The sequence below is a fragment of the Massilia sp. LjRoot122 genome (assembly GCF_964252725.1).
Lineage (GTDB): Bacteria > Pseudomonadota > Gammaproteobacteria > Burkholderiales > Burkholderiaceae_D > Telluria.
Window position 1 is genome coordinate 683,659 of the sequence record NZ_CAXUPB020000001.1, and the last position, 25,356, is coordinate 709,014.

Consider the following 25,356-nt stretch of genomic DNA (forward strand, 5'->3'; position numbering starts at 1 on the left):
ATTCCTGTAATGAGGACCATCCATGATCCGTTTCGCTTCCCGCATCCTTGCGGCTGCGCTGGCACTCGCTGCCGGCATCGTCCATGCCGCCCAGCCGGCCACCGTCCGCGTCGACTACGCCCACGGCGGCAATGCCCTCTCCGACCACTACGCCCTCGAGCGCGTGGTCATCGAGCCGCTGCCCTGGCCCGGCAGCACCTCGCGTAATCTCGACGACACGAACCGCGGCCAGAACCGGGTCGAGGTGGTGGACGCGAAGACCGGCGACCTGCTGTACTCGCGCGGCTTCTCGACCGTCTTCGGCGAGTGGCGCACGACGGAAGAGGCGAACAAGATGAGCCGCAGCTTCCAGGAATCGGTGCGCTTTCCCAAGCCCGACCGTCCGGTGCGCGTGCGCATCCTCAAGCGCGACGAGCGCAACCAGTTCTCGGTGGCCTGGAGCGTCGAGGTGGATGCGGACGCGCAGGAAGTCGTGAAGCAGCAGCCCGCCCTGCCCGCCAAGCCGATCCCGATCCACTCAAGCGGTCCGTCGCCGGACAAGGTCGACCTGCTGGTCATGGGCGACGGCTACACCGCCGCCGACATGAAGAAGTTCGAGGCGGACGCGCGCCGCCTGACGCAATACCTGTTCTCGGTCTCGCCGTTCAAGGAGCGCGCCAAGGACTTCAACGTGTGGGCATTGGCGGTGCCGACCGCGGAATCCGGCATCAGCCGCCCGTCCACCGGCGTGCATCGCGCCTCCGCACTGGGCACGCGCTATGACATCTTCGGCAGCGAGCGCTATGTACTCACCCTGGACAACCGCGCGCTGCGCGACATCGCCCAGCACGCGCCCTACGAGTTCATCGAGATCCTGGTGAACAACGAGACCTATGGCGGCGGCGGCATCTTCGGCCAGTTCAGTACCGCGGCGGCCGGCAACGCCTGGGCGAACTACCTGTTCGTGCACGAATTCGGCCATCACTTCGCCGGCCTGGCCGACGAGTACTACACCTCGCCGGTCGCCTATGCGGCCGCCAGCACGCGCATGGAACCCTGGGAGCCGAACGTCACCGCGCTGCGCGACCCGGCCAACATCAAGTGGAAGCGCCACGTCAAGGCCGGCACGCCGCTGCCGACGCCCTGGCCCAAGGCCGCCTACGAGGAAGCCTCGCGCGCCTACCAGAAGAAGCGCGCGGCCCTGCGCGCCGCGAACCGGCCGGAGAGCGAGATGAACGCGCTGTTCCACGAAGACCTGAAGGCCACGCAGGCCCTGTTCGCGGGCAAGCCGCACCGCCACGCCGTCGGCGCCTTCGAGGGCGCGAACTATGAAGCGAGCGGCTACTACCGTCCGGCGATGCAGTGCCTGATGTTCGACCGCAGCGAAGCCTTCTGCCCGGTGTGCCGGGACGGGGTGAGCGAGATCATCGACCTGTATGCGGGAGCGGCCCGACCGTAAAGTTTGCTTACAAATGGCCGGTGCCTAAGTGGGTTTGCTAACAGACCCAGGTGGTCGAGAGTCCGTATTCTGGACTCGTCGTCAAACAAATAACACAGCGCAAACGAAGCGTTTGCGTGACCACTCACCGGAAAGGAAATACCATGAACAAACTGATCGCTACCCTTATCGCCGGCCTGCTGGCCACCGCCGCCAACGCCCAGACCACCACCACCCCGGTCGCCACCAAGGCGGTCGTGAAGGCCGAAGCCGACGCGCAGGAAGACATCAACAAGGCCGAGTCGAAGGAAATGAAGGTCGTCCAGAAGGCCGACAAGAAGGTCAGCAAGGCCGTGGCCGATGCCAACGAGAAGAAGCAGAAGGCGCTCAACAAGGCGACCGAAGCCCACGCCGATGCCGCCGAAAAGGTGACCAAGGCTGATCCGGAAGACCGTGCCAAGGCAGCTGCCAAGGCCGGCGAGAAGATCGCCGACGCGAACCTGAAGGCCGACAAGAAGATGATCAAGGCGGACGAGAAGCTGCTCAAGACCCAGGTCGAGGCAGCGGCCGACAAGGCCACCGCCGCGGCCAAGACCGAGCAGGTGCGTGCCGAGGCGACCGCCGAGGTGCACAAGGCGGCTGCGAAGCACTAAGCAAAGCTGCTTGAAGAAAAACGCCGGCTCGCAAGGGCCGGCGTTTTTGTTTGCGCTCTTGGTGCGCACACAAAATTGGATTCCGGCCTTCGCCGGAATGACGGCTCATCCGTAGTCAGTACTCTAAACACGTCGTTCCGGCGAAGGCCGGAACCCAAGTTCGTTGCGTACCGCAGACACCAGCGTACACCACAAATAAAAAACGCCGGCAAAAAACCGGCGTTCTTCGTTACGCAATCAAAGCGCTCAAGCGTCCGTCGCCCGCATCGCCAAATCCTGCGCCTTGAGCTTGGCCGACAGCGGCTTGCCCTTGCGCGCACGCTTGCCGAAGTGCGGCTCCAGTCCCGAGGCGAACAGCTCCACCGTGCGCGGCTTCGAGCCGGCCCAGGTGCCGATGACGTTCAGGCCCTTCTGGTTGATCGGCTGCGCCGCCAGCAGGGTTTCCTTCGGTTCCAGCTCCATCAGGATCACGCCGCGGCCGCCGTTGGTCAGCACCTTCATCTCGTCGATGCCGAACACCAGCACGCGGCCCTTTTCGGACAGGCAGGCGATCGCGCCGGCGGTGTCGGACACGGTGCGCGGCGGCAGCGGCACGGCGCCGTCGTCCAGGGTGATGAAGGACTTGCCACCCTTCAGGCGGCTGATCATGTCGCCCGCCTTGGCGATGAAGCCGAAGCCGTTCGACGAGGCCAGCAGCAGGCGCGTGTCCGGATTGCCGGCGAAGTAGTGCAGGATGCGCACGCCGCCCGACAGGTCGACCAGGGTCGTAATTGGCACGCCGTCGCCGCGCGCGCCCGGCAGGGCGGCCACCGGCACCGAGAAGGTCTTGCCGTTGCTGCCGATGCCGATCAGGGAATCGACGGTGCGGCATTCGAAGGCGCGCAGCAGCGAGTCGCCGGCCTTGAAGGTGAATTGCGCCGGGTCGTGGCCGATGCCGGTGCGTGCGCGCACCCAGCCTTTCTCCGACACGATCACGGTCACCGGCTCGTCGATGAGCTTCTGCTCGGCCACGGCGCGCTCGGCTTCCTCGATCAGGGTGCGGCGCTCGTCGCCGTACTGCTTGGCGTCGGTTTCGATCTCGCGGATGATCAGGCGCTTCATGCTCGACGGATTCTCGAGGATGTCCTCGAGCTTTTCCTTCTCACCGCGCAGCTCGGCCAGCTCCTGCTGGATCTTGATCGCTTCCAGGCGCGCCAGCTGGCGCAGGCGGATCTCGAGGATGTCCTCGGCCTGGCGCTCCGACAGGCGGAAGCGCTCGATCAGCGCGGCCTTCGGCTCGTCCGAATTGCGGATGATCGCGATGACTTCGTCGATGTTCAGCAGGACGGTCTCGCGGCCCTCCAGGATGTGGATGCGGTCGTTGACCTTGCCCAGCTTGAATTCGGTACGGCGGCGCACGGTCACGAAGCGGAAGTCGACCCACTCCTGCAGGATCTCCAGCAGGCCCTTCTGGCGCGGGCGGCCATCGCCGCCGATCATCACCAGGTTCATCGGGCTCGAGTTTTCCAGCGAGGTGTGCGCGAGCAGCATCAGCATGAACTCGCCCTGGTCCTGGTTCTTCGACTTCGGCTCGAACACGATGCGCACCGCGGCCTCGCGGCCCGACTCGTCGCGCACGGTGTCGAGCGCGCCCAGGATGGTCTGCTTCAGCGCCAGCTGTTCCGGCAGCAGGGTCTTCTTGCCCGCCTTGATCTTCGGGTTGGTCAGTTCCTCGATCTCTTCCAGCACGCGCTGGGCCGAGGTGCCCGGCGGCAGTTCGGTGACCACCGCCTGCCACTGGCCGCGCGCCAGTTCTTCGATCTTCCAGCGTGCGCGCACCTTCATCGAGCCGCGGCCGGTGGCGTACATGTCGGCGATGTTCGAGGCCGGGGTGATGATCTGGCCGCCGCCCGGGAAGTCCGGTCCGGTGATCAGGGTCATCAGCTCGGCGTGGGTGATCTTGGGGTTGCGGATCAGGGCCACGGCCGCCGACGCCACTTCGCGCAGGTTGTGCGAGGGGATCTCGGTGGCCATGCCGACCGCGATGCCCGAGGCGCCGTTGAGCAGCACCATCGGCAGGCGCGCCGGCAGCTGGCGCGGTTCGGTGGTCGAGCCGTCGTAGTTCGGCTGGAAGTCCACCGTGCCCATGTCGAGTTCGTCGAGCAGCAGGCGCGACACCGGCGTCAGGCGCGCTTCGGTGTAACGCATCGCCGCGGCGCCGTCGCCGTCGCGCGAGCCGAAGTTGCCCTGGCCGTCGATCAGCGGGTAGCGCAACGAGAAGTCCTGCGCCATGCGCACCAGCGCGTCGTAGACCGACTGGTCGCCGTGCGGGTGCAGTTTACCGAGCACGTCGCCGACCACGGTGGCCGACTTGCGCGGCTTGGCGGTGTGGCCCAGGCCCAGTTCGTGCATCGAGTACAGGATGCGGCGCTGGACCGGCTTCTGGCCGTCCGAGACGTCCGGCAGGGCGCGGCCCTTGACCACCGAGACGGCGTAGTCGAGGTAGGCGCGCTCGGCGAAAGTGGAAAGGGTGAGCGTTTCGACGTCGTCGGACGGCTCGTGTTGTTGTTCGAAGAGGCTTGCTTGCGTCGTCATGATTGATTGTTCGTTTCTTGGCGGGAGCTAGTGGCGGCGGTGCGAACTTGGGTTCCCGCCTGCGCGGGAACGACGGTCTTAAAGCTAACCGCCTTAAATCAGCCGTCATTCCCGCGAAGGCGGGAATCCAAGTTTGGGTGCGTCACGCTAACGTCACTTAGATATCCGCCTCAGTTTCATTCCCATGTTCCTCGAGCCACGCACGACGGGCAGCGGCTTCGCCTTTACCCATCAGCATGTTGAAGCGCGAGGCCGATTCGGCCAGGTTGTATTGGCCGAAGGCGACCGGCAGCAGGCGGCGGGTGTCCGGGTTCATGGTGGTTTCCCACAGCTGTTCCGCGTTCATCTCGCCCAGGCCCTTGAAGCGCGAGATGCTCCACACGCCTTCCTTCAGGCCTTCCTTCTTCAGCTTGTCCTCGATGGCCAGCAGTTCGCCGTCGTCCAGCGCGTACAGCTTCTGCAGCGGCTTCTTGCCGCGTGCCGGCACGTCGACGCGGTACAGCGGCGGACGGGCGACGCAGATGTGGCCGCTGCGGAACAGGGCAGGGAAATGCTTGAAGAACAAAGTGAGCAGCAGCACCTGGATGTGCGAGCCGTCCACGTCCGCATCGGACAGGATGCAGATCTTCCCGTAGCGCAGGCCGGTGAGGTCCGGGTTGTCGTCCACGCCGTGCGGGTCGACCCCGATCGCCACCGCGATGTCGTGGATTTCGTTGTTCGCGAACAGGCGGTCGCGCTCGGTCTCCCAGGAGTTCAGCACCTTGCCGCGCAGCGGCAGGATGGCCTGGAATTCCTTGTCGCGGCCCATCTTGGCCGAGCCGCCCGCCGAGTCGCCCTCGACCAGGAACAGTTCGTTGCGGGTGATGTCGGTCGATTCGCAGTCGGTCAGCTTGCCCGGCAACACGGCCACGCCCGAGGACTTCTTCTTCTCGACCTTCTGCAGCGAACGCAGGCGGGATTGCGCCTGCTTGATGACCAGTTCGGCCAGCTTCTTGCCGTATTCGACGTGCTGGTTCAGCCACAGTTCGAGCGGCGGCTTGGTGAAGGTGGAGACGAGCTTGACGGCGTCGCGCGAGTTCAGGCGCTCCTTGGTCTGGCCCTGGAACTGCGGGTCCAGCACTTTTGCGGACAGCACGAAGGAGACGCGCGCGAACACGTCTTCCGGCAGCAGTTTGACGCCTTTCGGCAGCAGCGAGTGCATCTCGACGAAGCCCTTCACCGCGCCGAACAGGCCGTCGCGCAGGCCGGATTCGTGGGTGCCGCCACTGACGGTCGGGATCAGGTTGACGTAGGACTCGCGCACGACCGAACCTTCCTCGGTCCAGGCCACCACCCAGGCCGCGCCTTCGCCCTCGGCGAAACCTTCGTCGCCGCTAGCGGCATACTGCGCGCCTTCGAACAGCGGGATCACGGTCTGGCCGCCCGAGGTCTGGTTCAGCGCCTCGAGCAGGTAGCCGCGCAGGCCTTCGTCGTAGCGCCAGGTCTGGACGTCGCCGGTCTTGGCGTTGGTGAGCGTGACGGTCACGCCCGGCAGCAGCACGGCCTTCGAGCGCAGCAGGCGCTGCATGTCGGCCAGTGGAATGTTCGGCGAATCGAAGTATTTCGGGTCGGGACGGGCGGTGACGCGGGTGCCGTTCTTCTTGCCGCCGCGCTCGGCCGGACGCGAGCTCAGGGGCTCGACCAGGTCGCCGTTCTCGAAGGCCAGGTCGTGCACGCCGTTGCCCTCGTCGTCCTTGCGCCAGACCGTGATCTCCAGGCGCGTCGACAGCGCATTGGTGACCGAGACGCCGACGCCGTGCAGGCCGCCCGAGAAGGCATAGGCGCCGCCCGAGCCCTTGTCGAACTTGCCGCCCGCGTGCAGGCGGGTGAAGACGATTTCGACGGTCGGCACGTTTTCTTCCGGATGCAGTCCAACCGGGATCCCGCGGCCATCGTCTTCGACCGTGACCGAGCCGTCCGTGTTCAGGGTGACGGCGATGTTCTTGCAGTGCCCGCCCAGCGCCTCGTCGGAGGCGTTGTCGATCACTTCCTGGATGATGTGCAGCGGGTTTTCGGTCCGGGTATACATGCCCGGACGCTGTTTCACGGGCTCGAGTCCCTTCAGGACGCGGATGGATGATTCGCTGTAGTCGGATGCGGGTTTCTTGGAAGCCATGCTTATCTTGGTTAATTCAATGCTTGCGCATTCTATCTTGTCGCGCGGAAAGTTGGCCTTTTAAAGATGCCAAACGTGCTTGTTAGTCCGCACCATTGTGCTAGATTAAAACGATGTGACCCCGGAAGATGCAAGGAAAGGCTGGAAAAGCGATGCACGCGCCCAGATATCCGTTCACCATCCGCCTGGTCGGGTTTGCACCGGCTGAATGCGCCCAGCTGGAGAGCCTGCTGGCGCATGCCCCGCTGCCGGGGCCGTCGTATTTTTGCCTGCACGACGACAGTTTGCAAGAACCCGATCTCTACATCGCCGATGGCGGCAATCCGGCCGCGCTGGCGCGGCTGTCCTGCCTGCCGCCCGGCGCGCTGCAGCCCATCCTGCAGGTCGGCGGCGACGGCGCCAGCAGCCGCCGCACCCTGCCGCGTCCGCTCGACCCGGCCAGCCTCTTCGATGCCCTGGCCGAGCTGCTCGACAGCCGGGTGCAGGCGCTGGCCGCCCTGGCCGCACGCGGCGAGCGCTGCCTGCCCGAGCGGCGCCGAAGGCCGAGGCTGGAGCCGGATACCGAGGCTCCAGCCTACTATGCCCGCCTGCGCCAGGGACCGCCCGACGGCGCCGTGCTCATCATCGACAAGGGTGGCGCCTTCCGCGACCATGTGGCGCGCGTCGTCGCCAACACGATCGGCAATACGCTCAACACAGCACCCGGCAACTCCACCCGGCCGCTGCCCGGCGCCGGCGGCCGGCCGGTCGAATGGACCGACAGCTGCCGCGCCGCGGTGCGCCTGTGCGACGAGACACCGGTGTCGCTCGTCATGATCAACACCTGCGCTCCCGGCATCGAACCGTACAGCCTCAGCAGCGCCATCAAATCCCAAGAGGGGGCAGGGCGTACCGCCGTGCTCTTCCTGGTGGGGCAATCCTTCAAGTACGACAGCCTCCGCGCCCGCGATGCGGGCGTGCGCGGCCTGCTCGACAAGCCGGTGGCCGATCGCCACTTGCTGGCCACTTTTCAAAAGCTATTAGCACTGCCAAGCTAAAACTACTGTAATTGCATACAGTATTAACCAAAAACCGGATCCCCGCAAGGCGGCGTTGTTGTATGGATGAGCTGTCGCGGATGATGGGTTTTTTGTAACAAGTTCAAATCGTGCGCGGCCATACCGAGGCTATATTGGCAGATATGGCGGAAGACGAACAAAAACCACCCCAGGACAAGCCCGGCCCCCCCATCGACAAGCGTCCCGAGACGCCGATACGGGTACCCGACCGGCGCGCGACGCAAGGCCAGACCATGCGCGGCCACGCAAAGTATCAACGTGATGGCGACACGCCGCTGGCGCTGGCCGGGCGGGTGCTGAGTTCGCGCTGGCGCGCGCTGCGCGAACGCTTCAACCGCGACTTCATGCACCGCACCCTGCACATCGGCGTGTCGGCACGCATTTTTCATCCGGAACCGGGCGCCAAAGGCCTGCTCAGCAAGAACCTGCAATACCTCGAAGAATCCATCGCCCAATGGGTGATGTCGCGCGACGTGCTGGTGTTCATGATCCCGACCGTGAACACGAGCGGCCTGTTCCACCCCAGTAACATCACGCTGCGCCATTACGCGCGCCACCTCGACGGGCTGGTGCTGCAGGGCGGGGCGGACGTGGCGCCGCAGACCTACTCGGAATTTCCGACCCGGCCCGAATGGAGCGGCGACCGCGCGCGCGACGTCTACGAACTCGAGCTGCTGCACGAATTCGTCGATGCCGGCAAGCCGGTGCTGGGCGTTTGCCGCGGCTGCCAGCTGATCAACGTCGCCTTCGGCGGCACCCTCTACCAGGACGTCGCCACCAACGTGCCGGAAGCCCTGGCCCACGTACAGGACATCTACGATGCGCACCGCCACGCGATCCGTTTCCCGGCCCGTTCCTCGCTGGGCAAGATGTTCGCCGGCGTGAACAATCCCATCGTCAATTCGATCCACCACCAGGCGGTCAAGGAACTGGGGCGCGACATCCGCATCGAGGCCTATTCCGAACCCGACGGCATTGTCGAGGCGATCCGCTACGAGCGGGCCGACTTCGTCATGGGTCTGCAGTGGCACCCGGAATTCCACCGCGCCGGCGGCACCGAACTGCTCGACTGCACGCCGGTACTGGACGAGTTCCTGCGCGCCGCGCGCGAAACCCGGCTCTAGGCACGAAAACGCTTGCTTTCATGTCGAGCTCATACAATAATGAATGAGAATCATTCTCATTCATTTGACCGCGTATTCGTGAGGAGGGCGTGCATGACCGTTTCTTTTGCAGACCCGGCGCTGCCATCGCAGCCGCCGCGCAGCCAGGACGCACTGCTGGTGACGTCGCTGCTGCACCTGATGTCGCATTACACCGCGCGCGGCGACGCCGAGCAGCCCTGCGTGAAACTGGCGTCGGTCATCGAACGCCACCTGTGCGCGCTGGCGCGCCTGCCGGACATCGATCCGGTGCTGCGCGCCACCTGTGAACAGCTGGCCGAGCGCTGGGCCGGCCTGGTGGACGAAAAGCTGCCGCCCGCCCAGCCTGCAAGGCAGCCCCTGCTGGCGCGCTTCATGAAGGCGTCCTGGGGCGGCAAGCCGGTCGTCGCCGGCTGACTCAGTCCAGCCAGGCCCGCAGCGCGGCTTCCCCCGCAGGGCTGAAGGCCAGCACCCGCGAGTCCGGCACCCGCCCGGCCCAGCCCAGCGCCTCGAAACGGCCCAGCAGCCTGGCGCCTAGGGTGCCGGCCAGATGATGGCGCCGCTCGCTCCAGTCGAGGCAGGTGCGGCAGAAGGGACGGCGCCCCTCCGCGGGCGCGCCCGGGTCGAGGCCGAGCGCTGCGACTGCCTGCGCGCCCTGCGGCGTGAGGACGATCCCTTCCGGGCCCAGCGCGAAGGCGCCGCGCCGGGCCAGGCGTTCGTACACCAGCACCCCGAGTTCCCCGGCCAGGTGGTCGTAGCAGACGCGCGCCTTGCGCAGGGCCGGCTCGCGCGGCCCCGGCCGCGGCCCGCGGGTGCCGGCATCGGCCGCCGCCCCCATCAGGGTCTCCAGCATCTGCGCGATCTCCGGACCGGCGATGCGGAAGTAACGGTGGCGGCCCTGCTTTTCCACCGCCAGCAAGCCGGCGTCGACCAGCTGCGCCAGGTGGGTGCTGATGGTCTGCCGGGTGACGCCGGCGGCGTCGGCCAGTTCGGTGGCGGTGAGCGCGCGGCCGGCCATGAGCACGGTCAATGCCCGTGCCCTGGCATGGTCGCCGATCAGTGCGGCGATGTTCGTGATATTCGGTCCCATGCTTCGATCTTAGCCGAAGCATCGCCCGGCGCAAACGGCCAGAATGGCCGCTTTCACCACGAGAGGACGCCACATGACCATCACCTGCTTCATCCGCTACCGGATCGACCCCTTCCAGCGCGAGCACTTCCGCCACTATGCCGAGAACTGGGAACGCATCATTCCCCGCCTCGGCGGTCACCTGCTCGGCTACTTCCTGCCGCATGAGGGAACGAACGACGAAGCCTGGGGCCTGGTCGCCTTCGACAGCCTGGCCGCCTACGAGGCCTACCGCGGCCGTTTGAAGACCGACCCGGAAGCCCGCGCCAACTTCGCGCTGGCGCAGGAACAGCGCTTCATCCTGCGCGAATGGCGCAGCTTCACCGAGGTCGTCGAGGGGACGCTGGGGCGTGAGGCGCAGGCATGATCGCCGTGATCTTCGAGGTGGAGCCGGCGCCGGGGCAGCGCCAGGCCTATCTCGACATCGCGGCCGGCCTGCGCGCGCAACTGGAGAGCATCGACGGCTTCGTTTCGATCGAGCGTTTCGAATCGCTGGCGCGGCCCGGCCGCATCCTGTCCCTGTCGTTCTGGCGTGACGAAGTGGCGGTGGCGCACTGGCGCGGCCTGGAAGCGCACCGGGCCGCGCAGGCGCAGGGCCGCGCGGGGGTGTTCAGCGATTATCGCCTGCGGGTGGCCGAGGTCGTGCGCGACTACGGCCTGCATGCGCGCGACGGGGCGCCGCCGGACTCGCGCCTTGCGCATGGCTGAAGGGCAGGGCTAGCGATCACGCATGCGGCGGTCGCCGCGGAAGTGCTGGATGGCGGCATTCACCATGCCCTCGACGCTGCCCTCGCGCTCGAACACGCGCCGCAGCCGGCTGGCGTCGCTGCCTTCGCGCGACGCCTCGGCCAGGTGCTGCAGCGCGTCGACGCTGCCCAGCGCCTCGGCATGCGGCATCATTTTCTCCAGCGTCGCCAGGATGTCGTCGCGCAGCGGGATCGATTCGTAGGTCTTGGGATGCGTGATCGCGCCGTCCAGGCCGAAGCGGCAGGCCTGGAAGCGGTTGTAGTTGTAGACCAGGTAGTCGTCCTCGGCGGGCGCTTCTTCCGGACGCGTGAGCAGGTAGCGGCACAGGGCCTGCAGGTAGCCGGCAATCGCCGCCGCGCGCTCGACCGTCAGCGGCGTGTCGCAGACCCGCAGTTCGATGGTGCCGAATTCCGGCTTGGGCCGCAGGTCCCAGTAGAAGTCCTTCATGCTCTTGATGATGTTGGTGCGCTCCATCTTGGCGAAGTAGACCTCGGTGAACTCCTGCCAGGTATGGACAAAAGGTGCGCGCCCGCTCATCGGAAAGGCGAACACGGAATTCAGGCGCGCCGAATCGAAGCCGCTGTCGTGGCCCTGCACGAAGGGCGAGGAGGCCGACAGCGCGATGAAGTGCGGCAGGTAGCGGTTCAGCGCATGCAGCAGGTAGAGCGCGTCGTCGCCGTTGGCGCAACCGATGTGCACGTGCTGCCCGAACACCGTGAACTGCTTGGCCAGGTAGCCGTACAGCTGCGACAGGTATTCGTAGCGCGGCTTGCTCGAGATCTTCTGTTCCGACCAGTGCTGGAAGGGATGGGTGCCGCCGCCGGCGATGCCGACGTTGAGCAGGTCGCCGGCCGCCACCAGGGTGTCGCGGATCTCGCGCAGCTGGGCCAGCAGGGGGCCGTGGGACGTGTGCACGCTCGAGTTAATCTCGATCATGCTCTCGGTGATCTCGGGCGTCACGTTGCCGGGGAAGGGCTTGCGCTTCAACAGGTGCAGCAGGTCGGGGGCGGCGGCGGTCAGGTCGAAGTCCGACAGGCTGACCAGCTGCAGTTCCAGCTCGACTCCGAAGGTGAGCGGCCGCGAGGCGGTGAAGGCTTCAAGCGGCATGGGTCGGCTCCGGCAGGTCGGGGGAGGATTCGCGCGCCCACACCAGCGCGCGCTGGATGATGACGGGACCGAACACTTCCAGCAGCATGGTCACGGCCGCCATCGCGCGCAGTTCCTCGACCACGTGCACGCCCACCTGGCGTGCATGTTCGATCAGCAGGATCACGAACACGGACAGCGGCGCCAGTCCTAGCCCGGTGAGCGCGCCCTTGCGCCACGAGACCCCGGACAGGTGGGCGAAGGCGGTCACGCCGGCGGTCTTGGCCAGCTGGCGCACCAGCACCACGCTGACCGCCAGCGCGCTGCCGGCGGCGATCTGGCGCCAGTCGAGCGTCGAGGCGGCATAGATGAACAGCAGCACGGTCAGCACTTCGCCCAGCGCCCCGAAGTTGCGCTGCGCCTGGCTGAAGGCGAGGCGGCGGTGGCGCGCCGTCAGGCCGAAGGCCAGGGTGGCGATGTAGGGCGAGAGCGTGCCGGCGTCGCACACCGCCACCAGCAGCACGATGGCGAGCGCGAAGGCGACGGTGGCATCCTGGCGCGGGTTGTGGATGGCGCGCAGCAGGGCCGGGACCACGACGCCGAATACCGCGCCGACCAGTGCCGAGCCGGCCAGCATCACGAGGCTCTGCCACAGGGCTTCGCCCACCGCGTCGAAGGTGCGGAAGATCCAGAAGCCGATGATGGCATTGAAGGCGAACACCGCGAGCACGCAGTTCTGCGCCGTCAGGTGCAGCACGCGTTCGGTGACCTGGCCCGAGCTGCGCTGCTCGTTGATGACGCGCACGATGGTGGCGGGCGAGGTGCCCATCGACAGCGCGGCCATCATCAGCGCGATCAGCTGCGAGCTGCCGAAGGCGATCGCGACCAGGTAGACCAGCACGAAGGTGAGCAGGCTTTCCGCCAGCCCGGCCGCGCCGATCCAGGGATTGTGGCGCAGCCAGCGCAGGTTGATGCGGTAGCCCAGCTCGAACAGGATCAGGCCGAAGGCGATGTCGGCCAGCAGCGCCACCGGGCCGGCGTCGGGCGGCGGCAGCACGCCGATCTGCGAGCTGCCCAGCGCGAAGCCGGCCAGGCCATAGAAGCTGATGCGTGGCAAGCCGGTCCAGCGCTGCCCGAATTCACCGGCCAGCCAGGCGATCGCGAGCGCGATCGGCCATGCGAGGCTGGTCAGGGTGGGCAGCAGGTCGGGCATCGTTTCCCCTCATCGGCATGTGGTATTTTTGCCAATTCTACAAGAGGGGTCGATGCGCACGATTGATGTGCGAAGCGTCCTACTTGCTGAGGAGGCGCATCGCCCGCTCCAGTCCTTCCAGCGTGATCGGGAACATCCGGTCGTTCATGATCTGCTTGATCACCGCGATCGACTGCCGGTACTGCCACAGGTGTTCCGGCTCCGGATTGAGCCAGGCGAACTTGGGGAAGGCATTGGTGAAGCGCGCCAGCCAGGCCGCGCCGGCTTCCTCGTTGTTGTACTCGACCGAGCCGCCCGGCGCCAGCACCTCGTAGGGGCTCATGGTGGCGTCGCCCACGAACAGCACCCGGGTGTCGGCCGGGTAGGTGCGCAGCACGTCCCAGGTCGGGAAGCGCTCGCTGTGGCGGCGCCGGTTATTCTTCCACAGGTAGTCGTAGACGCAGTTGTGGAAGTAATAGAACTCCATGTTCTTGAACTCGCTCTTGGCCGCCGAGAACAGTTCCTCGACCCGCTCGATGTGGTCGTCCATCGAACCGCCGACGTCGAGCAGCATCACCACCTTGATGCGGTTCTTGCGCTCGGGCTGCATGCGGATGTCGAGGAAGCCGGCATTGCTGGCGGTGGCGCGGATGGTGTCGTCCAGCGCCAGCTCTTCGGCCGCGCCCTGGCGTGCGAAGCGGCGCAGGCGGCGCAGCGCCACCTTGATGTTGCGGGTGCCCAGTTCACGCTCGTCGTCGTAGTCGCGGTAGCTGCGCTGCTCCCACACCTTGACCGCCGTGCGGTTGCGGCTCTGGCCGCCGATGCGGATGCCTTCCGGATTGGTGCCGCCGTTCCCGAAGGGCGAGCTGCCGCCGGTGCCGATCCACTTGTTGCCGCCTTCGTGGCGGCCCTTCTGCTCCTTCAGCAGTTCTTCCAGGCGCTGCTGCAGCTTGTCGTAGCCGAGCTTTTCCAGCGCCGCCCGCTGTTCCGGCGTGAGCTCGCGCTCGAAGCGCTTGAGCAGCCAGTCGAGCGGGATGTCGGCCTTCTCGTCGAACACCGCATTCACGCCATGGAAAAAGGCGCCGAAGGCGCGGTCGAACTTGTCGAAATGGGCTTCGTCCTTCACCAGGGTCAGGCGCGCCAGGTAATAGAACTCGTCGAGCGAGGGCGCGGTGATGCCGCGCTGCAGGGCTTCCAGCAGGGTCAGGAATTCCTTGATCGTGACCGGGACTTTCGCATCGCGCAGCGTGTAGAAGAAATCGATCAGCATAGGTTCACCCGCGCGCGTGCCGCTCCAGCCTCTGGTGCAGGGCGCTCTTGATGGCGGGCCACTCGGACCGCAGGATGCTGTACATGACGGTGTCGCGCACCGTGCCGTCGCGGCGCAGAACGTGGTGGCGGATCACCCCATCCTTCTTCGCACCCAGGCGTTCGATCGCGGCCTGCGAGGCGAAGTTCTCGCAGTCGGTGCGCAGGCCGACCACGCCGGCCCCCAGGGTGTCGAAGGCGTGCGACAGCAGGAGCAGCTTGCAGCTGGTGTTGACATGGCTGCGCTGGACGCGTTTCGCATACCAGGTGTAGCCGATCTCCACGCGGTCTGCCGCCGGCACGATGTCATGGTAGCTGGTCGTGCCGAGCAGCGTGTCGGTATAGGCGTCGATCACGGCGAAGGCCATCCGGTCGCGGGTATCGAGTGCGGTGCCGATGTAGCGGGCGACGTCGTGCGGCTCCGGCACGCTGGTCACGCGCAGCTTCCACAACTCGCCGTCGCTGGCCGCGGCGCGCAGGCCGTCCTCATGGTGGGACGCGAGCGGTTCCAGGCGCAGGCCGTTGAACTCGAGCGTCACCGGCGCTACCGCGATCATCGGTTGGCCCTCGACATGGCGATCAGGCGCTCGAACAGGTGCACGTCCTGTTCGTTCTTCAGCAGGGCGCCGTGCAGCGGCGGCACGATCGCCTTGCTATCCTGGCTGCGCAGGGCCTCGGCCGGGATGTCCTCGGCCAGCAGCAGCTTGAGCCAGTCGAGGAATTCCGAGGTCGAAGGCTTCTTCTTGATGCCGGCGACCTCACGCAGCTCGTAGAAGCTCTGCAGCGCGGCGGCCAAGAGGTCCTGCTTGAGGGTCGGGAAGTGGACCTTGACGATGTCGGTCATCGTCTCGCGGTCCGGGAATTTGATGTAATGGAAGAAGCAGCGGCGCAGGAAGGCGTCCGGCAGTTCCTTCTCGTTGTTCGAGGTGATGATCACCAGGGGGCGATGCCTGGCCACGACCATCTCGCGGGTCTCGTAGACGTAGAACTCCATGCGGTCCAGTTCGCGCAGCAGGTCGTTCGGGAACTCGATGTCGGCCTTGTCGATCTCGTCGATCAGCAGCACGACCGGTTCCGGTGCGGTAAACGCCTGCCACAGCACGCCCTTGACGATGTAGTTATGGATGTCGCGCACCCGTTCGTCGCCCAGCTGCGAGTCGCGCAGGCGCGACACCGCGTCGTACTCGTACAGGCCCTGCTGGGCCTTGGTGGTCGACTTCACGTGCCACTGCAGCAGCGGCATGTCGAGCGCGGCGGCGACTTCCTCGGCCAGCATGGTCTTGCCGGTGCCCGGCTCGCCCTTGATCAGCAGCGGGCGGCCCAGGGTCAGGGCGGCGTTGACGGCCAGTTTCAGGTCGGCGGTGGCGACGTAGTTGTCGCTGCCTTCGAAGCGTTGGGAAGCGTGCATGGGCGTTCTGGATTCGAGTGAAATGAAGGGGAGTATATTCCAGAACCGCAGGCCGGACAGGTGGCGTGCGTTTGTAGACTGGGGACAACTCTTCAGATAGAATCGACAGGTTGGTAGTCCATTTGCTAACTTTTTGTGCGTTTGCGGTATTCGAATTACAACTAACGAGCCACACCCATGAAAACATCTTTAGCACTACTGGTATTGGCAGCGTTTGCCGCCAGTGCCACCCCGGCCGCCGCGGCGGAAGTTGTCGGCAATCCGAAAGCAGCACCGGCCAAGATCGAAATGTGCATCGGCTGCCACGGCATCCCGGGCTACAAGTCGGGCTTCCCCGAGGTCTACCGCGTTCCCATGATCGGCGGCCAGTCGGCCAAGTACATCGAAGGCGCACTCAAGGCCTATCGCAAGGGCGAGCGCAAGAACCCGTCGATGATGGGCATCGCCGCGTCGCTGAGCGACCAGGACATCGCCGACGTCGCCGCCTATTATTCGCAGCAGACTCCCGCCACCGCCAAACGCTGAGGACCAGCCGATGAAAAAACTGATCTATACGCTGGTTGCCGGCGCTTTCTGCCTGAATGCTTCGGCCGCCGACGTCTCGAAAGGCGAGGCCCTGGCCAAGAAGTACAACTGCGCATCCTGCCACGGCGCCGACTTCAACAAGCCGATCGACCCGAGCTATCCGAAGCTGGCCGGCCAGCACGCCGACTACCTGGCCCACGCGCTGCGCGCCTACAAGCGCGGCGCCAGCACCAACGGCCGCACCAACCCGATCATGGCGGGCCAGGTGCAGCCGCTGTCGAACCAGGACATGGCGGACATCGGCGCCTACCTGGCCAGCCTGCCGTCGAATTTCGTCGTCAGCAAATAAGCCTTCACGCAGCTTTACCGGCCTTCAGCTGGTAAACTGCCGATCCCCCCGAACCGGGCAACCGGCGGGGGGATTTTGTTTTTGTATAGACCGAGCCCATGTCCTCCCTGTCCCCCTTCCACATCAAATCCAACCTGCTCAGCGGCCTGACCGTCGCCCTTGCCCTCGTCCCCGAGGCGATCGCCTTCGCCCTGGTCGCCCAGGTCTCGCCGCTTACCGGCCTGTACGCGGCGGTGCTGGTGTCCTTCATCACATCGAGCTTCGGCGGCCGTCCCGGCATGATCTCGGCCGCCGCCGGCTCGCTGGCGGTGGTGATGGTGGCGCTGGTGGCGCAGCACGGCGCCCAGTATCTGTTTGCCGCCGTCGTGCTGATGGGCGTGCTGCAGCTGCTGTTCGCGGCCGCGCGCCTGGGCAAGTTCATCCGCATGGTGCCGCACCCGGTCATGCTCGGCTTCGTCAACGGCCTGGCGCTGGTGATCTTCGTGGCCCAGTTCGGCCACTTCAAGATGCCGGGGCCGGACGGCACGATGCAATGGATGGGCGGCGCGGAACTGGCCACGATGCTGGCCGTCGTCGCCGCCACCATGGCGGTCATCTACCTGACGCCGCGCTTCACGAAAGCCGTGCCGGCCACCCTGGTCGGCATCCTGGCCGCCACCGCCGGCTGCGCGCTGCTGGGCATCGACACCAAGACCGTGGGCGACCTCGGCTCGATCGCCGGCGGCCTGCCCAGCTTCGCGCTGCCGGACTTGCCCTGGAACCTGGAGACCCTGCGCATCGTCTTCCCGTATGCGCTGGTGCTGGCCGGCGTCGGCCTGATCGAATCGCTCCTGACCCTGACCCTGATCGACGAGATCACTGACACCCGTGGCCAGCCGAACCGCGAATGCCTGGCGCTGGGCGCGTCCAACGTCGTCACCGGTTTGTTCGGCGGCATGGGCGGCTGCGCCCTGATCGGCCAGAGCATGATCAACGTGAACAGCGGCGGTACCGGGCGCCTGTCGGGCATCGTGGCCTCCCTGTTCCTGCTGTCCTTTATCCTGGTCGGCTCGCAGTGGATCGAGCAGATCCCGCTGGCGGCCCTGATCGGCGTGATGTTCGTGGTCTGCGAGAAGACTTTCGAGTGGGGCACTTTCCGCCTGTTCGGCAAGGTGCCGCGCGCGGATGCGCTGGTGATCGTGCTGGTGGCCGGCACCACCCTGGCTTTCGACCTGGCGGTGGCGGTGCTGCTCGGGGTGGTCGTGTCGGCGCTGGTGTTCGCCTGGCAGCATGCGAAGCAGATCCGCGTCGCCACCGGCACCGACGCCCACGGGTGCAAGGTCTACGAGTTGGACGGCACGCTATTCTTCGCCTCGGTGACCGGCTTCCAGGCCCTGTTCACGCCCAAGGACGACCCGCAGGACGTGGTCATCGAATTCCGCCGCGCGCGTGTGGCCGACCACTCGGCGATCCAGGCGATCGACGCGCTGGCCGAGCGCTACCGCGCGCTGGGCAAGCGCCTGCACCTGCGCCACCTGAGCCCGGACTGCCGCGAGTTGCTGGAGAAGGCCAAGGACATGATCGAAGTGAACTTGCCGGAAGACCCGCGCTACCACGTCGCCGACGATAAGCTGGGCTGATCAGTCGCCCAGTTTGGTATAGCGCAGTTCGGGCGTGTCGCAGCTGTCCTTGATCTGGGCCTCGATGGCGTTCACCCCCTCCGGCTGGGCATGGGCCCGGTACCAGTCGCCCATCGCCGCCAGCGCCTGGCAGCGGCGCTGCTTGCCCTTGCTGCGGCTGTCTCCCGCCTCCGCCAGCAGTTTCTCGGCGGAGAGCGTGCCGAGATAGAACTCGCCGATCGGCTTCGGCCATTCGTCGCGCTCGGTGCGCGCAAAGATGGCCGCCAGCTCCGACTTCGCCAGCTCGGGCTGGCCGGCGCGCACGCGGGCGAGGTAGAGCCAGAGGGCGCCCCGGCGTTCGGCCGGCAGCCTCTCGAGTGCGCTGCTCAGGCGGCTTGCGGCGCCGGCATAGTCGCGGTTGATGAGCAGGACCCGTCCTGAGTACAGCTTGGCGTACGGACTGCCGCCCCTGGCGGCCTTGTCCAGCCATGCGGCCGAGGTTTCCTTGTCCTGCGCGACCAGCTCGCCGCTGCGGTAGATGCTGGCCAGCGCGAACTGGGCATCGGCGTTGCCGCCCTCCGCCTCGGCCACCATCCAGGGCTCGAGCTTGCGGCGCTGGCCGAAGGGTTCGCCGCCGACATACGAGAAGTACAGTTTGTTCTGGCTCAGGGCGAACAGCACGCGGTGGGCGCGCAGGAAGTCGGCGCCCAGGATCACGTCGGCCATGTTCAGGCCGGAGTTTTCCACTCCCATTTCGGCGTTCTTGACGGTTTCTTCGCCGATCTGGAACTGGGTCGTGACCTGCCAGAGCGAGGCCGTATAGTTGCCGACGCCGGCGATCTCGCCGTTGCGCCTGGCGTTCGGGCCGTCGAGCGAAATACCGGCGCGCCTGGCCGCATCGGCGGTGATCACGCTGATCGAGGCCCCGGTATCGATCATCGCCTCCAGTTCCTTGCCGTTGACGCGTACAAAGAACTTGGGATTCATGTGGTCCTGGTCATGGCGGCGCAGCGGGATCTCCTGCACGTCCTGGCCCCAATAGCCGAGCCAGGTGCTGCCGCATTTCTCGGGCACGAAGAAGGTCAGCTGCTTGGTCGCCAGCGAGATTTCCACGTCGGTCTGGAACAGGAAGGGCGCGCCCAGGATCCCGTCGTAAGAGGGCGTGTCGCCGAAGCTGCCCACCACCGGCATGTTGCTGCGGCCCGCGCGCACCGGGCCGACGATGAATTCGTTGACGATCGAGGCATAGATCGGGGAGGTGCCGCCGAAGCCGCTGGCATGCCTGCCGGTGGCATACAGCCGGATGCCGCGCCGCTCGGTGCCGGTACGCGTCAGCGTGGTCGCGTAAGCGCCGGTGTCGACCAGCAGCTCGGCCGGCTTGCCGTTGATCGTGCCCTCGGTCGTGATCGCCAGCTCCGGGCCGCTATACCGCAGCGGCAGCTTGCCGATCGGTGTGTAGGTGCACTTGGCGGGCTCGGCGTGGGCGAGGGGCGCGAGAATGCAGGCGGCGCCCAGGGCCAGGCGCAGGAGGGGGCGGGAGAGGGTCGGGTTCATCTATGCATCTAAAAGGAGAATTTGTTTTAGTGCAATTCCCCGTGCATAAATACATACAAAAAATGCGGCATCTGCCGCATTGTTGAACCGCTTCTTCAGCCCACTGTCAGCGGCTGGCGCGCTGGCGCACGCAGACGATATAGGCCTCGGTATCCGGCGGCACGCCGTTGCGCTGCGAGGCCCAGATCATCTCGCCCAGGCATTCCATGATCTCGTGGTGGGCGTCGTGCTCGCCGCGCTTCGCCACCAGGGCATCGTGGGCGGCCTTGATGCCGCGCGGCTGGTCGATCGACACCTGCTCGGCGATCGACAGGTGCATCGACAGGTGCAGGAAAGGATTGGGCTTGCCGCCCTCGACCGAGTAATCGCGCGCGATCGCCGCTTCCACGTCCTCGAGCTCGGCATGGTATTCGGGATGCTGGACGATCCAGTCGGCCGCGATGGCATCCATCGGGGTCAGGATCTCGCCCTTGCGCTGCTTGCGCAGGGCCTCACAGAAAAAGCGGCGCACGTCGTGCGAGGACGGAGTAAACATGGCGGGAGGGGGAGGTAAAAGGGCAGAGGCGGCATTGTAGCGCGATGCCGTCCCGCTTGCTGGCCTCCCCTCAGGGCCTGGGCGGTCGCCGCCAGACTTCCGCCAGGAAACAGGCAATCGGCGGGGGATGAAGCAGGATTCCCCGCTTCACCCCGCGATTTTATTGCGCCGCGAATAAACGGCGTGGCGATTTTGCGACTTACTCGTCCGGCACCAGCACCAGCGAGTCCGGCGTCGCCGGCTTGGCGGCCGCGGCCGTCAGTACCGGCTGCGGCACGCTCGCCTTGCCGGCGCCCTGGGCACGGCCGTGCGGCTGGCGCAGGTAGCGTGCGCTGTGGCGGCGCTCGCCGTTCGGGCCCTTGGCCGGCCAGGTGAGGAAGCGCGACAGTTCCTGCAAGGCGCGCTGGTAGACATCGCGCTTGAACTCGATGACCACGTCCAGCGGCACCCAGTAGTCGTGCCAGCGCCAGGCATCGAACTCGGGATGGTCGGTCAGGCGCAGGTTGACGTCGTTATCGCGCGCCATCATGCGCAACAGGAACCAGATCTGCTTCTGGCCACGGTAGTGGCCGCGGATCTCGCGCTTGATGAAGTGATCAGGCACTTCATAGCGCAGCCAATCGCGGGTACGGCCCACGATCTTGACATGCTCCTGGCGCAGGCCGATTTCTTCCTCGAGCTCGCGGTACATCGCCTGCTCCGGCGTCTCGCCGTATTTGATACCCCCTTGCGGAAACTGCCATGAGTGCTCGCGCACCCGCTTGCCCCACCACACCTCGTTATTGGCGTTCAGCAGGATGATGCCGACGTTGGGGCGGAACCCTTCACGATCGAGCATAAGTGCACCTCGAAACTTTCTGCCGGCCGTACGATCCTTATATTTTTACCCACAAAGTGCCTTGCCCACCGCGCCGGCTGGTTGCCGACGAAGCGGATGATGCTTGTTCCGGACCCATTTGTAGAAAGATTGGACGCATCAGCCAGCTAATCCTTTAAAATTAGGTCGATTATAACTCTCTCTTTTTAAAAAGAATTCACGGATATGCGCGCCTCACGATTTTTTATTTCAACTCTTAAAGAAGCGCCTTCCGACGCGGAAATCGTCAGCCACCAACTGATGATGCGCGCCGGGATGATCAAGCGCCTCGGTTCGGGCATCTACACCTACATGCCGACCGGCCTGCGGATCATCCGCAAGGTGGAAAACATCATCCGCGAAGAAATGAACAAGGCAGGCGCGATCGAACTGCTGATGCCGCTCGTGCAGCCGGCCGAACTGTGGCAGGAGACGGGCCGCTGGGACAAGATGGGTCCCGAGCTCATGCGGGTCAAGGACCGCCATGGCCGCGAATTTGCCATTCAGCCAACGTCGGAAGAAGTCGTGACCGACGTCGTGCGCAGCGAGCTGAAGTCCTACCGCCAGCTGCCGATCAACTTCTATCACATCCAGACCAAGTTCCGCGACGAGCGCCGTCCGCGCTTCGGCCTGATGCGCGGCCGCGAGTTCACGATGAAGGATGCCTACTCCTTCGACCGCGACGTCGAGGGCATGCAGAAGTCCTACGCGACCATGTTCGACGCGTATACCAAGATCTTCACCCGCTTTGGCCTGAAGTTCCGCGCGGTGGCGGCCGACAACGGCGCCATCGGCGGCACCGGCTCGCATGAATTCCACGTCATCGCCAGCACCGGCGAAGACGCGCTGGTGTACTGCCCGACCTCCGATTACGCGGCCAACATCGAAGCCGCCGAAGCGCTGGCCACTGGCGAGCGCGGCGCGGCCACCCAGCAGCTGACCAAGACCTCCACGCCTGGCAAGACCAAGTGCGAAGCCGTGGCCGAACTGCTGAACATTCCGCTGCAGAACCACGTCAAGAGCATCGCCCTGACCGTCGAGAACGAAGGCAAGAAGAGCTACTTCCTGCTGCTGCTGCGCGCCGACCATGAACTCAATGAGATCAAGGTGAACAAGGTGCCGGGCCTGAAGGAGTTCCGCTTCTCGACCGAAGCCGAGATCCAGGAAGTCTACGGCACCGTGCCGGGCTACCTCGGCCCGATTGGCACCAAACTGCCGGTTACCGTGGTGGCCGACCGCAGCGTCGCCAACATGGCCGACTTCGTCTGTGGCGCGAACGAGCTCGATTACCACTACACGGGCGCCAACTGGGGCCGCGATTGCGCCGAGCCGCTCGTGGCCGACCTGCGCAACGTGGTCGAAGGCGACGCTTCGCCGGACGGCAAGGGCGTGCTGGCGATCGAGCGCGGCATCGAAGTGGGCCACGTGTTCCAGCTCGGTACCGCCTACTCGCAAGCGATGGACGCGACCTTCCTCGACGAAGCCGGCAAGCCGGCCCCGCTGCAGATGGGCTGCTACGGCATCGGCGTGACCCGCATCCTGGGCGCGGCCATCGAGCAGAACTTCGACGACAAGGGCATCATCTGGCCGGATTCGATCGCTCCCTTCGAGCTGGTGCTGTGCCCGATGGGCCTGGACCGCAGCGAGATGGTCAAGGAGCAGACCGAGAAGCTGTATGCCGACCTCCAGGCGGCCGGCGTCGACGTGATCGTCGACGACCGCGGCCTGCGTCCGGGCGCGATGTTCGCCGACTGGGAACTGATCGGCGTGCCGCACCGCGTGGTGATCGGCGAGCGTGGCCTCAAGGAAGGCAACCTGGAATACCAGGGCCGCCGCGACGACGCCGCCACCAGCGTGCCGGTCGACGGCATGGTCGCCTTCATCAAGGGCAAGCTGGGCAAGTGAGTCCGGTAATCCTGGTTCCCTGGGCTGCGTCCGCGCTGCTCGCCGCCGGGCTCTTGCTTGGCGGCGTGGCGCATGCGGGTAACCAGAAGGAAGAAGCGCTGGCCGACTCGGTGCGGCTGGCGCTGGCCAACGCCATCCACGACAGCCGGCCGCCCAAGCCGGTGCTGCGCGACGCGGCCGCGCGGGCGCGCTACCAGGCCTGGTTCGACGAGATGTCGAAGCGCCTCACCAAACGCATTCCCGATCAACTCTCGCGCACCGAATTCCTCGAAACGGTCTGGTACGAATCGACCCGCGCCGGCCTCGATCCGGGCATGGTGCTGGGCCTGATCCAGGTCGAGTCGGCCTACCGCAAGTACGCGATCTCGATCGCCGGCGCGCGCGGCTACATGCAGGTGATGCCGTTCTGGACCAAGGTGATCGGCGACAGCGACCGCCGCATGCTGTTCAACATGCAGACCAACCTGCGCTACGGCTGCTCGATCCTGCGCATGTACATCGACATGGAGAAGGGCAACCTGTATCTGGCCCTGGGCCGCTACAACGGCAGCCGCGGCAAGCCGCAATATCCCAACGCCGTGCTGGCGGCGTGGAAGAAGTGGGAATTCAAGTCGGCCTGACGCCAACAATCCCGCAACAAATCCCCCCGCCATATGCACTTGGCAAGGTGTAAACTTCACGCTTTCGTAACGTTGAGGTTTCCATGCGATTGTCCACCCTCGCCAGCGCCGCCATGATCGCCGCGCTGGCCGGCTGCGCCGCCGTGCCGCCCGCATCCCAGCCGCTCGCGGCGCAGCAGGCACCGATCGAACAGCGCGCCAGGAACGTGATCTTCTTCCTCGGCGACGGCATGGGCCTGAACACGCTCACCGCCGCGCGCATCTTCCACGCCGGCGAGGAGGGCGAGCTCACCATCGACCGCCTGCCCGAATCGGCCTTCGTGAAGACCTTTTCGAACGACGCCATGGTCACCGACAGCGCCGCCGGCATGGCTGCCTACATGACCGGCGTGAAGCAGAACAACGGCGTGGTCTCGATGTCCTTCGGCACCCGCTCGGTCGCACCGGGCAAGGATGCCAACGGCAACGCCCTGGTCAGCAAGTGCGAGAACGGCTCGCCGGCCACGACGCTGCTGGAACTGGCGCGCAGCCGCGGCATGGCGCTCGGCGTCGTCACCAACACCAGCGTCACCGACGCCACCCCGGCGTCAAGCTATGGCCACGCCTGCCACCGCAAGCTCGAGACCGATCTCGCCGCGATGCTGGTGCCGGGCGGCGCCGGCTACAACAGCGCGCTCGGGGCGCGCGGCCTGGACGTGCTGTTCGGCGGCGGCACGCAGTTCTTCACCCCCTTCGCCCGCGGCGGCAAGCGCGCCGACAACCGCGACCTGCTGGCCGAGCTGGGACAGCAGGGCTTCCGCGTGGTGGCGGATACGGCGGGCCTGAATGCGCTCGGCGTCAACCCGCGGCAGCCGGCCATCGGCCTGTTCGCCCCGAACCACATGGACTACGACGCCACCCGCGACGGCGCGAAGCAGCCGAGCCTGACCGAGATGACGCGCAAGGCCATCGATCTGCTGGCGCCGCATGCGGGCAACCAGGGCAAGGGTTTCTTCCTGGTGGTGGAGGGCGGCCTGATCGACCACGCGCTGCACGCCACCCTCGGCAAGCGCGCCTTGCAGGAAACCGTGTCCTACAACGCCGCCATGCAGGCCGCACTCGACAAGATGGAAGCGCTCGATCCGGGCCTCAAGAACACGCTCATCGTCGCCACCGCCGACCATGACCACACCCTGCTCCTGAACGGCTACACGGTCCGCACCGGCAAGACCACGCCGACCAATCCGGGCGTGCTGGGCCTGGTGCGCAACCTGGATGGCACACCGAAACTGGACCGCGAAGGCCGTCCCTTCACCATCATCGGCTTCGGCACCGGCGAGAACCGGATCAACGGCCCGCGCGCGAGCCAGCCGGCGCTGACCGACGAGCTCGTGACGCGCGACGACTACCACCAGGAAGCGGTGGTGCGCACGCGCACGGGAGCCGAAACCCACGGCGGGGCCGATGTCTACCTCGGCGCCGCCGGCGCCGGTGCGGAGCTGTTCCGCGGGACCATCGATAACACCCGCGTCTTCAGCCTGATCAAGACGGCTGCCGGCCTGTAAG

General features: G+C 66.0%; 24 protein-coding genes. 13 read left to right on the forward strand and 11 right to left on the reverse strand.

The features are described 5' to 3' along the window. Positions 1 to 22 precede the first annotated feature (22 nt). Both ACSQ25_RS03030 and ACSQ25_RS03035 read left to right on the forward strand, forming a co-directional pair. A complete protein-coding gene (locus tag ACSQ25_RS03030) occupies positions 23 to 1,438 on the forward strand; it encodes a M64 family metallopeptidase (protein ID WP_436104238.1) in 1,416 nt (471 codons plus the stop codon). A gap of 143 nt (positions 1,439 to 1,581) precedes the next feature. Continuing rightward, the gene (locus tag ACSQ25_RS03035) at positions 1,582 to 2,070 is read left to right on the forward strand and encodes a hypothetical protein (protein WP_436104239.1); all 489 of its coding nucleotides are present in this window, start codon (positions 1,582 to 1,584) and stop codon (positions 2,068 to 2,070) included. A gap of 246 nt (positions 2,071 to 2,316) precedes the next feature. Here ACSQ25_RS03035 and parC read toward each other — a convergent pair whose 3' ends face one another. Together parC and ACSQ25_RS03045 are read right to left on the reverse strand one after the other, a co-directional pair. After that, entirely contained in the window at positions 2,317 to 4,644 is a 2,328-nt protein-coding gene (gene parC / locus ACSQ25_RS03040) for a DNA topoisomerase IV subunit A (protein ID WP_436104240.1), read from the reverse strand. 157 nt (positions 4,645 to 4,801) lie between these two features. Further along, on the reverse strand, positions 4,802 to 6,799 hold the full coding sequence (locus ACSQ25_RS03045; RefSeq protein ID WP_436104241.1) for a DNA topoisomerase IV subunit B: 1,998 nt from the start codon (positions 6,797 to 6,799) through the stop codon (positions 4,802 to 4,804). Positions 6,800 to 6,951: 152 nt separating this feature from the next. Here ACSQ25_RS03045 and ACSQ25_RS03050 point away from each other — a divergent pair, with 152 nt between their 5' ends. The 3 genes from ACSQ25_RS03050 (at position 6,952) to ACSQ25_RS03060 (ending at position 9,416) form a co-directional block, all read left to right on the forward strand. Then, positions 6,952 to 7,836 (forward strand): response regulator, encoded by an 885-nt coding sequence (locus ACSQ25_RS03050; protein ID WP_436104242.1) that lies wholly within the window; start codon positions 6,952 to 6,954, stop codon positions 7,834 to 7,836. Positions 7,837 to 7,979: 143 nt separating this feature from the next. Continuing rightward, complete coding sequence (locus tag ACSQ25_RS03055; RefSeq protein WP_436108012.1) at positions 7,980 to 8,981, forward strand: gamma-glutamyl-gamma-aminobutyrate hydrolase family protein; 1,002 nt, start codon at positions 7,980 to 7,982, stop codon at positions 8,979 to 8,981. A gap of 93 nt (positions 8,982 to 9,074) precedes the next feature. Then, positions 9,075 to 9,416, forward strand: a complete 342-nt coding sequence (locus tag ACSQ25_RS03060; RefSeq protein WP_436104243.1) for a hypothetical protein — start codon at positions 9,075 to 9,077, stop codon at positions 9,414 to 9,416. Position 9,417: 1 nt separating this feature from the next. On the opposite strand, the gene ACSQ25_RS03065 is transcribed toward ACSQ25_RS03060, so the two are convergent. Beyond that, positions 9,418 to 10,089, reverse strand: coding sequence for an ArsR/SmtB family transcription factor (locus tag ACSQ25_RS03065; protein ID WP_436104244.1), 672 nt, complete (start codon positions 10,087 to 10,089; stop codon positions 9,418 to 9,420). Positions 10,090 to 10,162: 73 nt separating this feature from the next. Between ACSQ25_RS03065 and ACSQ25_RS03070 the strand changes: the two genes are divergently transcribed. Then, positions 10,163 to 10,495 carry an NIPSNAP family protein gene (locus ACSQ25_RS03070; protein WP_436104245.1) on the forward strand — a complete coding sequence of 111 codons (333 nt, stop codon included), beginning with the start codon at positions 10,163 to 10,165 and terminating at the stop codon, positions 10,493 to 10,495. Continuing rightward, complete coding sequence (locus ACSQ25_RS03075) at positions 10,492 to 10,836, forward strand: antibiotic biosynthesis monooxygenase family protein (protein WP_436104246.1); 345 nt, start codon at positions 10,492 to 10,494, stop codon at positions 10,834 to 10,836. Before ACSQ25_RS03070 ends, ACSQ25_RS03075 begins: the two co-directional genes overlap by 4 nt. A 9-nt stretch (positions 10,837 to 10,845) precedes the next feature. On the opposite strand, the gene ACSQ25_RS03080 is transcribed toward ACSQ25_RS03075, so the two are convergent. The 5 genes from ACSQ25_RS03080 to ACSQ25_RS03100 all read right to left on the reverse strand — a co-directional run bounded on the left by ACSQ25_RS03080 (position 10,846) and on the right by ACSQ25_RS03100 (position 15,869). Continuing rightward, positions 10,846 to 11,982: a YbdK family carboxylate-amine ligase gene (locus ACSQ25_RS03080; protein ID WP_436104247.1), complete on the reverse strand. Its 1,137-nt coding sequence runs from the start codon at positions 11,980 to 11,982 to the stop codon at positions 10,846 to 10,848. Further along, a complete protein-coding gene (locus ACSQ25_RS03085; protein WP_436104248.1) occupies positions 11,972 to 13,174 on the reverse strand; it encodes a cation:proton antiporter in 1,203 nt (400 codons plus the stop codon). The genes ACSQ25_RS03080 and ACSQ25_RS03085 overlap by 11 nt, the downstream gene beginning before the upstream one ends. 79 nt (positions 13,175 to 13,253) lie before the next feature. Continuing rightward, the gene (locus ACSQ25_RS03090; protein WP_436104249.1) at positions 13,254 to 14,423 is read right to left on the reverse strand and encodes a vWA domain-containing protein; all 1,170 of its coding nucleotides are present in this window, start codon (positions 14,421 to 14,423) and stop codon (positions 13,254 to 13,256) included. 4 nt (positions 14,424 to 14,427) lie between these two features. After that, positions 14,428 to 15,018 (reverse strand): GNAT family N-acetyltransferase, encoded by a 591-nt coding sequence (locus ACSQ25_RS03095; RefSeq protein WP_436104250.1) that lies wholly within the window; start codon positions 15,016 to 15,018, stop codon positions 14,428 to 14,430. Continuing rightward, positions 15,015 to 15,869 carry an AAA family ATPase gene (locus ACSQ25_RS03100; RefSeq protein ID WP_436104251.1) on the reverse strand — a complete coding sequence of 285 codons (855 nt, stop codon included), beginning with the start codon at positions 15,867 to 15,869 and terminating at the stop codon, positions 15,015 to 15,017. Before ACSQ25_RS03100 ends, ACSQ25_RS03095 begins: the two co-directional genes overlap by 4 nt. Positions 15,870 to 16,046: 177 nt before the next feature. Between ACSQ25_RS03100 and ACSQ25_RS03105 the strand changes: the two genes are divergently transcribed. From ACSQ25_RS03105 to ACSQ25_RS03115, 3 genes are all read left to right on the forward strand, one after another. Beyond that, positions 16,047 to 16,394, forward strand: coding sequence for a c-type cytochrome (locus ACSQ25_RS03105; protein ID WP_436104252.1), 348 nt, complete (start codon positions 16,047 to 16,049; stop codon positions 16,392 to 16,394). 10 nt (positions 16,395 to 16,404) lie between these two features. Beyond that, positions 16,405 to 16,743 (forward strand): c-type cytochrome, encoded by a 339-nt coding sequence (locus ACSQ25_RS03110; RefSeq protein WP_436104253.1) that lies wholly within the window; start codon positions 16,405 to 16,407, stop codon positions 16,741 to 16,743. 98 nt (positions 16,744 to 16,841) lie between these two features. Beyond that, on the forward strand, positions 16,842 to 18,362 hold the full coding sequence (locus ACSQ25_RS03115) for a SulP family inorganic anion transporter (protein WP_436104254.1): 1,521 nt from the start codon (positions 16,842 to 16,844) through the stop codon (positions 18,360 to 18,362). On the opposite strand, the gene ACSQ25_RS03120 is transcribed toward ACSQ25_RS03115, so the two are convergent. The 3 genes from ACSQ25_RS03120 to ACSQ25_RS03130 all read right to left on the reverse strand — a co-directional run bounded on the left by ACSQ25_RS03120 (position 18,363) and on the right by ACSQ25_RS03130 (position 21,268). Then, entirely contained in the window at positions 18,363 to 19,895 is a 1,533-nt protein-coding gene (locus ACSQ25_RS03120) for an aspartyl protease family protein (protein WP_436104255.1), read from the reverse strand. It lies immediately after the preceding gene. A 106-nt stretch (positions 19,896 to 20,001) separates the two neighbouring features. Beyond that, complete coding sequence (locus tag ACSQ25_RS03125) at positions 20,002 to 20,430, reverse strand: DUF1841 family protein (protein ID WP_436104256.1); 429 nt, start codon at positions 20,428 to 20,430, stop codon at positions 20,002 to 20,004. Between the two features lie 199 nt (positions 20,431 to 20,629). After that, on the reverse strand, positions 20,630 to 21,268 hold the full coding sequence (locus ACSQ25_RS03130; protein WP_436104257.1) for an RNA pyrophosphohydrolase: 639 nt from the start codon (positions 21,266 to 21,268) through the stop codon (positions 20,630 to 20,632). Positions 21,269 to 21,472: 204 nt separating this feature from the next. Between ACSQ25_RS03130 and ACSQ25_RS03135 the strand changes: the two genes are divergently transcribed. The 3 genes from ACSQ25_RS03135 to ACSQ25_RS03145 all read left to right on the forward strand — a co-directional run bounded on the left by ACSQ25_RS03135 (position 21,473) and on the right by ACSQ25_RS03145 (position 25,355). Then, on the forward strand, positions 21,473 to 23,191 hold the full coding sequence (locus ACSQ25_RS03135; RefSeq protein WP_436104258.1) for a proline--tRNA ligase: 1,719 nt from the start codon (positions 21,473 to 21,475) through the stop codon (positions 23,189 to 23,191). After that, the gene (locus ACSQ25_RS03140) at positions 23,188 to 23,811 is read left to right on the forward strand and encodes a lytic transglycosylase domain-containing protein (protein ID WP_436104259.1); all 624 of its coding nucleotides are present in this window, start codon (positions 23,188 to 23,190) and stop codon (positions 23,809 to 23,811) included. The genes ACSQ25_RS03135 and ACSQ25_RS03140 overlap by 4 nt, the downstream gene beginning before the upstream one ends. A gap of 83 nt (positions 23,812 to 23,894) precedes the next feature. Then, a complete protein-coding gene (locus tag ACSQ25_RS03145; RefSeq protein ID WP_436104260.1) occupies positions 23,895 to 25,355 on the forward strand; it encodes an alkaline phosphatase in 1,461 nt (486 codons plus the stop codon). The last annotated feature ends 1 nt before the right edge of the window (position 25,356 follow it).

Excerpts from the sequence above, each read along its gene's own strand:
- parC (WP_436104240.1), bottom strand. The coding sequence starts at position 4,644 with ATGACGACGCAAGCAAGCCTCTTCGAACAACAACACGAGCCGTCCGAC.
- ACSQ25_RS03110 (WP_436104253.1), top strand. The coding sequence starts at position 16,405 with ATGAAAAAACTGATCTATACGCTGGTTGCCGGCGCTTTCTGCCTGAAT.
- ACSQ25_RS03080 (WP_436104247.1), bottom strand. The coding sequence starts at position 11,982 with ATGCCGCTTGAAGCCTTCACCGCCTCGCGGCCGCTCACCTTCGGAGTC.
- ACSQ25_RS03085 (WP_436104248.1), bottom strand. The coding sequence starts at position 13,174 with ATGCCCGACCTGCTGCCCACCCTGACCAGCCTCGCATGGCCGATCGCG.
- ACSQ25_RS03090 (WP_436104249.1), bottom strand. The coding sequence starts at position 14,423 with ATGCTGATCGATTTCTTCTACACGCTGCGCGATGCGAAAGTCCCGGTC.
- ACSQ25_RS03125 (WP_436104256.1), bottom strand. The coding sequence starts at position 20,430 with ATGTTTACTCCGTCCTCGCACGACGTGCGCCGCTTTTTCTGTGAGGCC.
- ACSQ25_RS03035 (WP_436104239.1), top strand. The coding sequence starts at position 1,582 with ATGAACAAACTGATCGCTACCCTTATCGCCGGCCTGCTGGCCACCGCC.
- ACSQ25_RS03130 (WP_436104257.1), bottom strand. The coding sequence starts at position 21,268 with ATGCTCGATCGTGAAGGGTTCCGCCCCAACGTCGGCATCATCCTGCTG.
- ACSQ25_RS03045 (WP_436104241.1), bottom strand. The coding sequence starts at position 6,799 with ATGGCTTCCAAGAAACCCGCATCCGACTACAGCGAATCATCCATCCGC.
- ACSQ25_RS03100 (WP_436104251.1), bottom strand. The coding sequence starts at position 15,869 with ATGCACGCTTCCCAACGCTTCGAAGGCAGCGACAACTACGTCGCCACC.
- ACSQ25_RS03055 (WP_436108012.1), top strand. The coding sequence starts at position 7,980 with ATGGCGGAAGACGAACAAAAACCACCCCAGGACAAGCCCGGCCCCCCC.
- ACSQ25_RS03050 (WP_436104242.1), top strand. The coding sequence starts at position 6,952 with ATGCACGCGCCCAGATATCCGTTCACCATCCGCCTGGTCGGGTTTGCA.
- ACSQ25_RS03120 (WP_436104255.1), bottom strand. The coding sequence starts at position 19,895 with ATGAACCCGACCCTCTCCCGCCCCCTCCTGCGCCTGGCCCTGGGCGCC.
- ACSQ25_RS03060 (WP_436104243.1), top strand. The coding sequence starts at position 9,075 with ATGACCGTTTCTTTTGCAGACCCGGCGCTGCCATCGCAGCCGCCGCGC.
- ACSQ25_RS03065 (WP_436104244.1), bottom strand. The coding sequence starts at position 10,089 with ATGGGACCGAATATCACGAACATCGCCGCACTGATCGGCGACCATGCC.
- ACSQ25_RS03145 (WP_436104260.1), top strand. The coding sequence starts at position 23,895 with ATGCGATTGTCCACCCTCGCCAGCGCCGCCATGATCGCCGCGCTGGCC.
- ACSQ25_RS03115 (WP_436104254.1), top strand. The coding sequence starts at position 16,842 with ATGTCCTCCCTGTCCCCCTTCCACATCAAATCCAACCTGCTCAGCGGC.
- ACSQ25_RS03030 (WP_436104238.1), top strand. The coding sequence starts at position 23 with ATGATCCGTTTCGCTTCCCGCATCCTTGCGGCTGCGCTGGCACTCGCT.
- ACSQ25_RS03070 (WP_436104245.1), top strand. The coding sequence starts at position 10,163 with ATGACCATCACCTGCTTCATCCGCTACCGGATCGACCCCTTCCAGCGC.
- ACSQ25_RS03105 (WP_436104252.1), top strand. The coding sequence starts at position 16,047 with ATGAAAACATCTTTAGCACTACTGGTATTGGCAGCGTTTGCCGCCAGT.
- ACSQ25_RS03075 (WP_436104246.1), top strand. The coding sequence starts at position 10,492 with ATGATCGCCGTGATCTTCGAGGTGGAGCCGGCGCCGGGGCAGCGCCAG.
- ACSQ25_RS03135 (WP_436104258.1), top strand. The coding sequence starts at position 21,473 with ATGCGCGCCTCACGATTTTTTATTTCAACTCTTAAAGAAGCGCCTTCC.
- ACSQ25_RS03095 (WP_436104250.1), bottom strand. The coding sequence starts at position 15,018 with ATGATCGCGGTAGCGCCGGTGACGCTCGAGTTCAACGGCCTGCGCCTG.